Here is an 11,737-nt window from a genome sequence, read left to right as displayed (position 1 = left end):
TACAAAACGAAGCCGCTCGTCCATGATGCCAGTCTCTCGCCAAACCATCGCCGGGTCCTCCGGCGAGGGAGAAAACTGTCACCTATGCAATCGGTCCATTCTGTTACCTATCTATCCGGTTCGGACACCAGCCTCTTCTCCCCGTCACTATACGGGGAGAAGGTGCCGGCAGGCGGATGAGGGGCAGCGCCAACGTTGCTAGTGTCGCCAAGTGCGTGCAGCAGTTGGGGGTCGGAAGCGCATCGCATCAATACCATCAGAGGCGACGCGCCTAGACCAGAACTACTTGGCGTTCGGGTTGGGCATCCAGGCGGGCATGGCGACATCGGCATGGGCGAATTGCGGCAGCTTGGCCGACAGGTCCTCCATGTTCTTGATGTCCTTGTCGATGAGTTCCTTCTGGGTGATCAGCGTCGGCGGCACGATGACGTTGTGGCCGGGATCCTCGCCGGCAAGCAGCTGCGCCAGCGCCCGCACCGAGACCTGGCCGACGACGGCCGGGTTGGTGGCGGCGGTGGCGGCCCAGGCGCTGTCAGGCTCGCGCATCGCCGAAATATCCGAGGTCGAGATGTCGGCCGAATAGATCTTGATGGCCTTGTTCATGCCTGCCTCGTCGACGGCGATCTTCACGCCCTTGGCGAATTCGTCATAGGGGGCGAACATCACCTTGATGTCGGGATGCGCCGACAGCACCGAACGCGCCTGGTTGGCGACCGAGTTGGCAATCGGGTTGTCGAGCGTGCCGAACATGGCGACCTCGTCGATGCCGGCATGCTTCTTCTTGACGTCGACCCAGGTCTCGTTGCGGCGGTCGAGCGGCGCGATGCCGGCGACGTAGACATAGCCGGCCTTCCAGCTGTCGCCATTGTCGGTGACCGCCTGCTCCAGCGCGAGGCGGGCAAGGTCGCGGTCGGACTGCTCGATCTGCGGGATCTTCGGGTTCTCGACATTGACGTCGAAGGCGACGACCTTGATGCCGGCATCGACCGCGCGCTGGGCGGCATCCTTCATCGATTCCGTCAGGCCGTGCTGGATGATGATACCCTGCACGCCGAGCGCGATGGCCTGGTCGACCATGTCGGCCTGGAGGGCGGCGTCCTGGCGGCTGTCGAGCACGCGCAGGTCAACGCCGAGCGCCTTGGCCTGCGCCTCGACGCCGGAGAGATAGGCCTGGAAGAAGTCGCCGGTCGAGAGATAGCGAACCAGCGCGATCTTGACGCCCGGCTTGTCGAAGGGCGCAGGCTTGTCCGCGGCCATCGCGGTCCCCTGCATCAGCAGCGCGGCGCCAGCCAACCCGAGCGCCGCCTTCCCCAAAAGTCTTCTTGTAATGCTCACTTTGTTTCCTCCACATTGTTGAACTCGAAAATATGCCCCGGTCGAACCTATCTCCTGCCCCTGCCGGAAAGGGCGAAGGTGAAGACAAGGGCGACGACGAGAACCCCGCCCTTGACGAAATCCTGCGTGTAGTAAGGCGCGTTCATCATCGTCAGGCCCTGCAGCAAGACGCCGACGAAGACCGCGCCGACGGCGGTGCCGAAGGCGTTGGGCTTGGCCGCGCCGAGCACCGCGTAGCCGATGAGCGCGGCGGCCACCGCGTCGAGCAGCAGATTGTTGCCGGAGGCGATGTCGCCGCGGCCGAGCCGGGCGGCGAGCAGGATGCCGCCGATCGAGGCAAAGACGCCCGAAATGACGTAGGCCCAGATCTTGTAGGCCTTGACCGGCGCACCAGCGAGTTCGGCGGCGCGCTCATTGCTGCCGACGGCATACATCATGCGGCCGAAGCGGGTGTATTCGAGGAAGAACCAGATCAGCAGCGCCAGCACGATCAGCACCACGACCGACACCGGAACGAGGTTTGGCACGAAGAAATCGAAGCGATGGCGGCCGAGCGCCAGGAAGGCTTCGCCGAACTTGCCGTTGGCGACCGAGCCATCGGGCATGGTCATGCCGGTGGCGATCGAGCGGCCTTCGGTCGGGATGCGCTGCAGGCCGACGAGCAGGAACATCATGCCGAGCGTGGCGAGCAGGTCGGGCACCCGCATATAAACGATCAGCCAGCCGTTGATCAGGCCGACGGCGGCGCCGATCAGCAGGCAGACGACGACCGCGACGACGGCGTTCTGTTCCAGCACCACCATTACATAGGCGGCCGCCATCATGGCGCTGGTGGCCACCGAGCCGATCGACAGGTCGAAGCCGCCGACCACCAAGGTGGCGGTGACGCCGAGCGCCAGCACGCCGGTGATGGCGACGGACTGGAAGATGAAGACTGCGCTTTGCGGCGACACGAAGCCGTCGGCGGCGACCGCGAAATAGGCGATCAGGCCGAACAGAAGGACGATGAAGCCGTAGCGGATGGCGTGGTCACGCACCGTCATGCGTCGCTCTCCGGCGCCGTTGCCGTGTCAGTCCAACGCATGCCTGCTCCATTGCTGTCCATGATCTCACGCCGCGCTGTGCAGCGGGCCGCCCGCCACTTCGGCAAGCAGCCGCTCGAGATCGATGTCTTCGTTCCTGTGCTCGCCGACGATCGTCTGCTCCGACATCACAAGGATGCGGTCCGCCGTCTCCAGCGCCTCGTCGAGCTCGGTGACGAAGAGCAGCGTGGCGCGGCCGTCAGCGCTGGCTCGGAGCTTGGCGGCGATGTCGCGTCGGGCCGAGATGTCGACGCCCTGAAACGGCTCGTCGAGGATGAACAGTCTTGCATCCTGCGACATCCAGCGGCCGACCATCACCTTCTGCTGGTTGCCGCCCGAAAGTGCGGAAAGCTCGTCCCGCTCCGAACGGCAGACGATGGCGAGCTCGTCGATCTGCCGGCGCGCGATGCCGCGTTCGGCGCGGCGCTTCATGATGCCGAAGTCTGACAGGCGCTTGAGGAAGGGCAGGCTGATGTTGCGCTCGATGTTGAAGCCACCGACGATGCCGCTGGTGGCGCGGTCCTTGGCGACGAGGAAGACGCCGGCGGCGATCGCTTCGCCGGCCGAGGCCGGCGCATAGGGCTTGCCGTCCATGGTCATGACGCCGGCGAGCGGCCGGCGCACGCCAAACAGGGTTTCAGCCAGGGCCGTCTTGCCAACGCCGACCAAGCCGGTGATCGCCACCACCTCGCCGGCGCCGAGCGTCATCGAGATCGGCTTCGACCCTTGCGCGATCCGCAGGCCTTCCGCGGTGAAGACAGCACGCGCCGAGCTTCTCGCGACCACCCGGTCGAGATGGATCTTGCGGCCGAGCATGGCGTTGACGGCGCCCTCATAGTCGAGCGGCTTGTTGTCGAACACGCCGCTGACCACGCCGTCGCGCATCGAGACGATGCGGTCGGCAAGGCGGCGGATGTCGGACATGCGGTGCGAGATGTAGAGGATCGCCACGCTCTGCTCGCGCAGCCGGTCGATCAGCTGGAACAGCCGGTCGGCTTCGGCGCTGGACAGCGACGAGGTCGGCTCGTCGAGGATCAGCACCTTCGGCCGGTGCGCCATGGCCCGCGCGATCGCCACCATCTGCCGGTCTGCCAGCGACAGGTCGCTGACGCGGGCCTTGAGGTCGATGGCGAGCCCCATGCGATCGGCAACGGCCCTGGCCTCGCGGCGCACCCGGCCCGGATTGAAGAAAGTCGGCGCGCCGCTGCCGCTCAACCTGTCGAGTGTCAGGTTGGTGGCGACGTCGAGGTCGGCGACGACACCGTCATTGATGTTCTGATGCACGGTGACGACGCCGGCTCGGATCGCCTCGGCCGGCGTGTTCGGCGCGAAGTCCTCGCCGGCGAGATGCATCATGCCGCCGCCGCGCTCGTAAACGCCGCTGACGATCTTGACCAGAGTGGATTTGCCGGCGCCGTTGGCGCCCATCAGCACGGTGACTTCGCCCGCATGCAAGTCGAGCGAGATGCCGCCAAGCACCTCGATATGGCCAAAGGACTTCCTCAGGCCGTCCACGCGGAACACGGCACCAGTGCCCATTCATTCCTCCCTGACCCCGACGCTATGGGCTATATCGGCAATTGTCAACACGATTGACAATTGCCAGCTTGCTTCCTAGCTTGGCCCCGCCGCCATGCCTCCGTTATGTTCGGAGCGCATAAGCGAGAGGATGATGATGACGCAGAAACTGCCGTTCGAAGCACTATCGGTCGAAACGCTGCCGGCGCGCCTCGGCGCCAACGAGGCCGTCACCGCGCAGATCGGCAAGGATGCCCGGCGCTGGAAGGTGCGTGAGGTCGGCGACGGCAATCTCAACCTGGTGTTCATCGTCGAGGGCGCCGAAGGCGCGGTCGTCGTCAAGCAGGCCCTGCCCTATGTGCGGCTGGTCGGCGACAGCTGGCCGCTGCCGCTGAAGCGCTCCTTCTTCGAGTATCACGCGCTGACCAGGCAGGAGCGCCGAGCGCCCGGCTCGGTGCCGTCGATCCACCATTTCGACGAGGCTCAGGCGCTGATCGTCATGGAATATCTGGCGCCGCCGCACATCATCCTGCGACGTGCGCTGATCGAAGGCCGGCAACTGCCGAACATCGCCCGCGACATCGGCCTGTTCATGGCCCGCACCCTGTTCCGCGGCTCCGACCTGCATATGCCGACCAAGGACCGCAAAGCCGATCTGGCGCTGTTCGCCGACAATGTCGAGCTCTGCGGCATCACCGAGGACCTGGTGTTCACCGATCCCTATTTCGACGCCAAGCTGAACCGGCATACGTCGCCGCAGCTCGACGGCCTGGTCGCCGAGCTGCGCGCCGACCGCGATCTCAAAGTCGAGGCGCAGCGGCTGAAGCATCTCTTCGCCGCCAATGCCGAGACGCTCTTGCATGGCGACCTGCATTCCGGCTCGATCATGGTCACCGATACCGAAACCCGGATGATCGACCCGGAGTTCGCCTTCTACGGGCCGATCGCCTTCGACGTCGGCATGTTGCTCGCAAATTTCTGGATGTCGTTCTTCTCGCAGCGCGGCCATGAGCAGACGGAAAAACGCGACGCCATGCGCGCCTATCTGCTTGGGGTCACCGCCGAGACCTGGGCTGTGTTCCGCGCCGAGTTCTCGCATCTGTGGCGGACCGAGCGCACCGGCATGCTCTACCACAGAAGCCTGTTCGAGGATCAGGGCGATCGGCTCGGCGCCGAACAGGCGCTCGACCATATGCTGCATTCGATCTGGACCGACCTGCTCGGCTTTGCCGGCATCGAGGTGCACCGGCGCATCCTCGGCCTCGCCCACAATGCCGACTTCGAGGCCATTGCCGATGAGGATCTGCGCGCCACATGCGAGGCGAAGGCGCTGAAGTTCGGCCGCCACATCGCCGTCAACCGGCGCCAGATCCATGGCATCGACGAGGTCAACAATCTGGCCGCGCGGATCGAACAGGAGAGCAGCCTTTGAACGTCGGCGAGCGCCACTACCGCACCATCTGGCTGAGCGGCGACGGCCGCTCGGTCGAGATCATCGACCAGCGCTGGCTGCCGCATGAGTTCCGCATCGAGAAGATCGACACCGTTGCCGGCATCGCCACCGCGATCCGAGACATGTGGGTGCGCGGCGCGCCGCTGATCGGCGTCACCGCCGCCTATGGCGTCGCCATCCAGATGGAAGGCGACCCGTCGGATGCGGCGCTCGACGCCGTCTGGGAGACATTGCACGCGACACGGCCGACGGCGATCAATTTGCGCTGGGCGCTGGACGAGATGCGGCGCTTTCTCAAGCCGCTGCCGCCGGCCGAGCGCGCCGAGGCCGCTTACAAGCGCGCAGCGGAGATCGCCGACGAGGATGTCGGGCTGAACCGCGCCATCGGCGAGAACGGGCTTGCCATCATCAAGCAAATCGCGGCGCGAAAAGCTCCGGGCGAGACAGTCAACATCCTGACCCACTGCAATGCCGGCTGGCTGGCGACCGTCGACTACGGCACCGCCACAGCGCCGATCTATCTGGCGACCGAAGCCGGCATCCCGGTCCACGTCTATGTCGACGAGACCAGGCCGCGCAACCAGGGCGCCCAGCTGACCGCCTGGGAAATGGCCGGGCACGGGGTGCCGCACACGCTGATCGTCGACAATGCCGGCGGCCACCTGATGCAGCGTGGCCAGATCGACATGGTCATCGTCGGCACCGACCGCACGACCGCCGACGGCGACGTCTGCAACAAGATCGGCACCTATCTCAAGGCGCTGGCCGCCTCCGACAACGACGTGCCGTTCTATGTCGCGCTGCCCTCGCCGACCATCGACTGGACGGTGGGCGACGGGCTCGCCGAAATCCCGATCGAGGAGCGCTCCGGCGACGAGGTGTCGCTGGTCTGGGGCAAGAACGCCAAGGGCGAGATCGCCCAGGTGCGCGTCTCGCCGGAAGCGACGCCGGCGGCAAACCCGGCCTTCGACGTGACGCCGGCGCGGCTGGTCACGGGATTGATCACCGAGCGCGGCGTCGCCAAGGCCTCGCGCGAGGGGCTGAAGGCGATGTTCCCGGAGCGTGGTTAGCCACAAGGAGGGAGATTGGCAGCTGCGGCGACGGCGCTAATTGACAGCGCCGCCCTCCCCCTCCATAGCTTCACCGTTAAAGTTCTCAGGGCGGGGTGAAAGTCCCCACCGGCGGTAAGAGCCTCGGCTCAAGCCCGCGAGCGCTTCCCGGAAGGGAAGGTCAGCAGATCCGGTGTGATTCCGGAGCCGACGGTCACAGTCCGGATGAAAGAGAACGAACGGAAGGACGGGCCGCTCGCGCGGGCCGGGTTTTCGTATCGTGCGTCCTGATTCTGGTTCGAAACGGAAGGATGGACCCATGAATCAGCATTCCCCAAAAGACTATGAAATCCGCCACGTTGCCGTCATACGGGCGCGCTGGCACGCCGACATCGTCGACCAGTGCGTGACGGCGTTCGAGGCGGAGCTTGCCGTTCTCGGCGGCGGCCGCTTCACCGTCGACGTCTTCGACGTGCCCGGCGCCTACGAGATCCCATTGCATGCCAAGACCCTCGCCGAGACCGGCCGCTATGCCGCGATCCTCGGCACCGCCTTCGTCGTCGATGGCGGCATCTACCGGCACGATTTCGTCGCCGGCGCCGTCCTCGACGGGATGATGACCGTGCAGCTTGCGACCGGCGTGCCGGTGCTTTCGGCGGTGCTGACGCCGCACAATTATCACGACAGCGCCGAGCACCACCGCTTCTTCTTCGAGCACTTCCAGGTCAAGGGCAAGGAAGCGGCCAAGGCCTGCGTTGAGATAAGTGCGGCGCGGGAAAAGATCGCGGCGTGAGGCGCGGTTGCCGGGGTGGCAATCCCGGTAACAGCCTCTAGTATCGCGAAAAAACCGAGATCGGGAGGATGCCGGTGCAGACCAAGAAGATCATCAACGACGGCAACCGTTCCGTCGACGAGATGCTGGAAGGAATACTGGCCGCGCATCCTCGCCACCTCAGGAGCGTGGACGGCAGCCCGCGCTCGATCATCGCCCGCGACGGGCCGCGGCCAGGCAAGGTCGGGCTGGTCATCGGTGGCGGCTCGGGCCACGAGCCGACCTTTCTCGGCTTCGTCGGCAAGGGGCTGGCGGATGCCGCGGCGATCGGCAATGTCTTTGCCTCGCCGCCGCCGGACCCGATCCTCGAATGCGCCAAGGCGGTGAGCGGCGGCGCGGGCGTCCTGTTCATGTACGGCAACTATGCCGGCGACGTGATGAATTTCGACATGGCGGCCGAGATGGCGGCGATGGACGACATCGAGGTGCGCACGGTGCTGACCACCGACGACGTCGCCTCGGCGCCGCGCGACCAGCGGCAGAAGCGGCGCGGCGTCGCCGGCAATTTCTTCATCTTCAAGGCGGCGGGCGCTGCCTGCGAGCGCATGCTCTCCTTCGACGAGGTCGAGCGCATCGCCAGGAAGGCCAACGACCACACCTTCACCATGGGCGTGGCGCTGTCGCCCTGCTCGCTGCCGCAGACGCGGCGGCCGAACTTCGAGATCGGCGCCGACGAGATGGAGATCGGCATGGGCATCCATGGCGAGCCCGGCATCGCGCGCGGCAAGCTCAGGACCGCTGACGAGATCACCGACGAGATGCTGGACAGGATCATTGCCGAGATGGCGCCGTCGCGTGGCGACAAGGTCGCGGTGTTGGTCAACTCGCTCGGCTCGACGCCGTTGATGGAGCTCTACATCATGAACCGGCGCGTCAAGCAGCGGCTCGACGACATCGGCGTCTCGGTGCATGCGACCTGGGTCGGCAATTACTGCACCTCGCTCGAAATGGCTGGCGCCTCGCTGACACTGGAGCATCTCGACGGCGAGTTGCAGACCCTGCTCGACCATCCGTGCGACTGCGCCATGTTCCGCGCCGGCTGAGGGGACTGTCCATGACCGCCATCGGAACGGCAGAGCTGAAGACAATGTTCGTCGCCATCGCCGCGGCGATCGAGGCCGACAAGGACCGGCTCTGCCAGCTCGACGGCGTCATCGGCGACGCCGACCACGGCATCGCGATGGCGCTCGGCTTCAATGCCGCGCGCGATGCGCTCGCCGCGCTCGACCTTGTGGCGATCGAGCCGACGGCGCTGCTCAACACTGCGGCGAAATCCTTCCTCAACGCCGTCGGCGCCTCATCGGGACCTCTTTACGCGACCGCCTTGATGCGCGCCGCCGCCGCCGTCAAAGGCAAGGCGACGCTGGCGGCAGACGATGTGATCGCCATGGTCCAGGCGATGGCGCAAGGCATCAAGGATCGCGGCAAGGCCGAAATCGGCGAAAAGACGATGATCGACGCCTGGCAGCCGGCGGCCGAGGCGGCCGCCGCCGCGCATGCCGCGGGCAAAAGCCTGGCCGAGAGCCTGCAGGCCGCGCTGACCGCCGCCGAACGCGGCGCCGAAGCGACCAAGGACATGATCGCGGCCAAGGGCCGATCCTCGCGGCTTGGCGAGCGTTCGCTCGGCCATATCGACCCGGGTGCTGCCTCGGCCGTCACCGTCATCGGCGCGATGCGAAGCAGTCTCAATTAGGCCTTTGCTGCATCCAAACGGTTGATCGCCTGAACATTGCCGGCCGACGGCCCCTTCTCGTCGAATTCCGAGGCGAGCCAGGTATCGACGATCGCCTTGGCGAGCTCCGGACCGATGACGCGGGCGCCCATGGTGATAATCTGGGCATTGTTGGATTTCGCCGCGCGCTCGGCCGAATAGGTGTCGTGGGTGAGTGCGGCGCGGATGCCCGGCACCTTGTTGGCCGAGATCGAGACGCCGATGCCGGTGCCGCAGAACAGGATGCCGCGATCGTTCTCGCCGTCGACGATGGTCTGGGCGAGTTTCTGCGACAGGTCGGCATAGAAGCCTGCCTGGCTGAGGTCGCTGACGGTCAGGCCGGGCTTGGTGGCGAGGTGGGCGGCGATGACGTCGAGCAGCGGCTTGCCGGCGCTGTCGGCTCCGATGGCTATTCTCATGGTCGTGTCCTTTCCTGGTCGGATGATGTCAGATCGCGGCTGAGGCGCGCTGGAGGATGTCGATGTAGCCCTCCGCCTGCCAGGCGGAGCGGCCGATGAAGAGGCCGTCGATGTTTGGCTGGCCGATCAGTTCGGCGGCATTGCCGGGGTTGACGCTGCCGCCATAGAGCACCGGCGGCACGGCAGGCAGCAGGCCGCCGGCAACCGTCTTGATCAGCGCCTGCTGCCTGTCGGCATAGTCGGAGCTGGCCGGAATGCCCTTGTCGCCGATCGCCCAGACCGGCTCATAGGCGAACAGGATCTTTGCGCCCCTCGCCTCGCCTTCGAGGAATTGCAGCGCGCCCTCGACCTGCGCGGTCAGCACCGCATCGGCCTTGCCGCTCTCGCGCTCGGCCAGCGTTTCGCCGACGCAGATCAGCGGGATCAGGCCGTGCTTGGCCGCCGCCGCCGTCTTGAGGCCGACCGTGTGGTCGGTCTCGCCGAAATGCTCGCGCCGTTCGCTGTGGCCGAGCTCGACCAGGTCGAGGCCGCAATCCCCAAGCATCAGCGGCGAGATCTCACCGGTCCAGGCGCCGGCATCGGCCCAGTGCATGTTCTGGGCGCCAACCTTGATGCGCGTCGGGGCCAGCGCCTGCTTGACCTCGCGCACCGCCGTGAAGGGCGGAATGACGAAGGGCTGGATGCGCTGGTCGAACCCCGGCGCGAAGCCGGCCAGCGCCCTGGCGAAAGCGAGCGCCTCGGCGAGCGTCTTGTTCATCTTCCAGCTTGTACCGACCCAGTAGACCACGCGTACCGCTCCCCTATTCCTTGCCATCGACAACCGTCAGTGAAACCCCTGTGGCTTCCAGCTCGTCCCGCACGGGCTGGCCGAGTTCGCTGCCGGTGAAGACCGCGTCGAACGCCTTGAGGTCGGTGAGAAAATGCAGCGCCGTGCGGCCGAACTTGCCGTGATCGACCAGCAGATATTTCCGCCCCGCGGCCGCCATCATGAGGCGCTTGGTCTGCACCACCTCCTCGTCCTGGTGAAAGGCCGAGGCGCCGTGGATGGCTGAGGACGAGAGGAAGGCGACGTCCGCGCGCAGCGATTTCAGCGTCTCCTCGGCGAGCAGGCCGAAGAAGCCGTGGAACTTCTTGCTGTACTGGCCGCCAAGCGCGATGAGCGTGATGCCGCCAACACCGGCGAGGTCCTGGATGACGGCCAGATTGTTGGAGATCACGGTCAGCGGGCGAAGATCGGCGAGGTGCCCTGCAATGCCGCCCGCCGTCGAGCCGTCGTCGATGATCACCGTCTGCCCCGGCTCGATCATGGCGACGGCGGCGGCGGCAAGGCGCTGCTTCTCACCGACCGCCTGCTTTTGCCGGTAGCGGAAATCGCTCTCGAACAGGCCGCTCGGCTGGATCGAGGCGCCGCCTCGCACCTTGCGCAGGAATCCGCTCTCCTCAAGCTCGTCGAGGTCGCGATGAACGGTCATCTTCGAGACGCCGAAGCGCGCGGCGAGATCCTCGACGGAGGCCGTGCCGGCCTCCATTAGGAAATCCATGACGCCTTGCCGGCGGCTGTCGCTCTTCATTCCGCGGTTCCTCCGAGCGTCCGGGCGCTTTGGTCGCTCTTCCATATATAACAACGGATATCGCATTCATATCATAATATCTGTGATAATGTGACAATGGCGTGGGATTTTCCTTTGCCGGAGATTGCCGACCTGTAACAAGAATTGCTCCCTGCGACGTGCCGGACGGTTGCGGTCCGCCGGGATTCCGGCCAGAAGCATCGGCGGGCTGGACGACGGTCGAACAGCCAGCAACCGAATTCGAAACCAGTTACGGGAGACTATTGGGTGGCTCGCATCACACTGAGACAATTGCTCGACCATGCCGCCGAACACGGCTATGGCGTGCCGGCCTTCAACATGAACAACATGGAACAGGGCCTCGCCATCATGGAGGCGGCCGAGGAGACCAAGTCGCCGGTCATCCTGCAGGCCAGCCGCGGCGCGCGCGCCTATGCCAATGACGTGGTGCTTGCCAAGCTGATCGACGCGCTGGTCGAAATCCACCCCGACATCCCGGTCTGCATGCATCTCGACCACGGCAACAACGAAGCCACCTGCGTCACCGCGATCCAGTACGGCTTCACCTCGGTGATGATGGACGGCTCGCTCAAGGAAGACGGCAAGTCGCCGGCCGACTACGCCTACAATTCAGGCATCACGCGCCGCGTCGTCGACATGGCGCATTGGGGCGGCGTCTCGGTCGAAGGCGAGATCGGCGTGCTCGGCTCGCTTGAGAGCGGCGGCGGCGAGCAGGAAGACGGCCATGGCGTCGAAGGCGCGATCAG

Annotated in this window: 12 protein-coding genes and 1 riboswitch; of the genes, 6 read left to right on the top strand and 6 right to left on the bottom strand. The window is 65.7% G+C overall.

Annotated features, from left to right (window positions below; all coding sequences use genetic code 11):
• Nucleotides 1-282: 282 nt before the first annotated feature.
• The 3 genes from EN738_RS21620 to EN738_RS21610 all read right to left on the bottom strand — a co-directional run bounded on the left by EN738_RS21620 (nucleotide 283) and on the right by EN738_RS21610 (nucleotide 3,956).
• The gene (locus EN738_RS21620; RefSeq protein WP_127285491.1) at nucleotides 283-1,335 is read right to left on the bottom strand and encodes a substrate-binding domain-containing protein; all 1,053 of its coding nucleotides are present in this window, start codon (nucleotides 1,333-1,335) and stop codon (nucleotides 283-285) included.
• Nucleotides 1,336-1,382: 47 nt separating this feature from the next.
• Nucleotides 1,383-2,378 carry an ABC transporter permease gene (locus tag EN738_RS21615; RefSeq protein WP_127285490.1) on the bottom strand — a complete coding sequence of 332 codons (996 nt, stop codon included), beginning with the start codon at nucleotides 2,376-2,378 and terminating at the stop codon, nucleotides 1,383-1,385.
• A gap of 66 nt (nucleotides 2,379-2,444) precedes the next feature.
• Nucleotides 2,445-3,956, bottom strand: a complete 1,512-nt coding sequence (locus tag EN738_RS21610) for a sugar ABC transporter ATP-binding protein (protein WP_127285489.1) — start codon at nucleotides 3,954-3,956, stop codon at nucleotides 2,445-2,447.
• 136 nt (nucleotides 3,957-4,092) lie between these two features.
• Here EN738_RS21610 and mtnK point away from each other — a divergent pair, with 136 nt between their 5' ends.
• The 5 genes from mtnK to dhaL all read left to right on the top strand — a co-directional run bounded on the left by mtnK (nucleotide 4,093) and on the right by dhaL (nucleotide 8,962).
• Entirely contained in the window at nucleotides 4,093-5,367 is a 1,275-nt protein-coding gene (mtnK, locus tag EN738_RS21605; RefSeq protein ID WP_127285492.1) for an S-methyl-5-thioribose kinase, read from the top strand.
• Entirely contained in the window at nucleotides 5,364-6,458 is a 1,095-nt protein-coding gene (gene mtnA, locus EN738_RS21600; protein WP_127285488.1) for an S-methyl-5-thioribose-1-phosphate isomerase, read from the top strand. The genes mtnK and mtnA overlap by 4 nt, the downstream gene beginning before the upstream one ends.
• Nucleotides 6,459-6,535: 77 nt before the next feature.
• Nucleotides 6,536-6,678, top strand: a riboswitch (FMN riboswitch).
• A gap of 78 nt (nucleotides 6,679-6,756) precedes the next feature.
• On the top strand, nucleotides 6,757-7,230 hold the full coding sequence (locus EN738_RS21595; RefSeq protein ID WP_127285487.1) for a 6,7-dimethyl-8-ribityllumazine synthase: 474 nt from the start codon (nucleotides 6,757-6,759) through the stop codon (nucleotides 7,228-7,230).
• Nucleotides 7,231-7,298: 68 nt separating this feature from the next.
• Entirely contained in the window at nucleotides 7,299-8,312 is a 1,014-nt protein-coding gene (locus EN738_RS21590; RefSeq protein WP_189379608.1) for a dihydroxyacetone kinase subunit DhaK, read from the top strand.
• Between the two features lie 11 nt (nucleotides 8,313-8,323).
• A complete protein-coding gene (dhaL, locus tag EN738_RS21585; protein WP_127285485.1) occupies nucleotides 8,324-8,962 on the top strand; it encodes a dihydroxyacetone kinase subunit DhaL in 639 nt (212 codons plus the stop codon).
• Here the strand turns inward: dhaL and EN738_RS21580 are convergent.
• The 3 genes from EN738_RS21580 to EN738_RS21570 are packed head-to-tail and all read right to left on the bottom strand — an operon-like array spanning nucleotide 8,959 to nucleotide 10,970.
• Nucleotides 8,959-9,399, bottom strand: coding sequence for an RpiB/LacA/LacB family sugar-phosphate isomerase (locus EN738_RS21580; RefSeq protein WP_127285484.1), 441 nt, complete (start codon nucleotides 9,397-9,399; stop codon nucleotides 8,959-8,961). The two genes, dhaL and EN738_RS21580, sit on opposite strands and share 4 nt — an antisense overlap.
• A gap of 28 nt (nucleotides 9,400-9,427) precedes the next feature.
• On the bottom strand, nucleotides 9,428-10,213 hold the full coding sequence (locus tag EN738_RS21575; protein ID WP_127285483.1) for a triose-phosphate isomerase: 786 nt from the start codon (nucleotides 10,211-10,213) through the stop codon (nucleotides 9,428-9,430).
• Nucleotides 10,200-10,970 carry a DeoR/GlpR family DNA-binding transcription regulator gene (locus tag EN738_RS21570; RefSeq protein ID WP_127285482.1) on the bottom strand — a complete coding sequence of 257 codons (771 nt, stop codon included), beginning with the start codon at nucleotides 10,968-10,970 and terminating at the stop codon, nucleotides 10,200-10,202. Before EN738_RS21570 ends, EN738_RS21575 begins: the two co-directional genes overlap by 14 nt.
• A 267-nt stretch (nucleotides 10,971-11,237) precedes the next feature.
• Here EN738_RS21570 and EN738_RS21565 point away from each other — a divergent pair.
• Nucleotides 11,238-11,737: class II fructose-bisphosphate aldolase (locus EN738_RS21565; RefSeq protein WP_189605918.1), on the top strand; the 500-nt coding region annotated here is incomplete at its 3' end.

Source organism: Mesorhizobium sp. M4B.F.Ca.ET.017.02.2.1 (genome assembly GCF_003998955.1).
Classification (GTDB): domain Bacteria; phylum Pseudomonadota; class Alphaproteobacteria; order Rhizobiales; family Rhizobiaceae; genus Mesorhizobium; species Mesorhizobium abyssinicae.
This window is presented reverse-complemented; position numbering and strand designations above follow the sequence as displayed.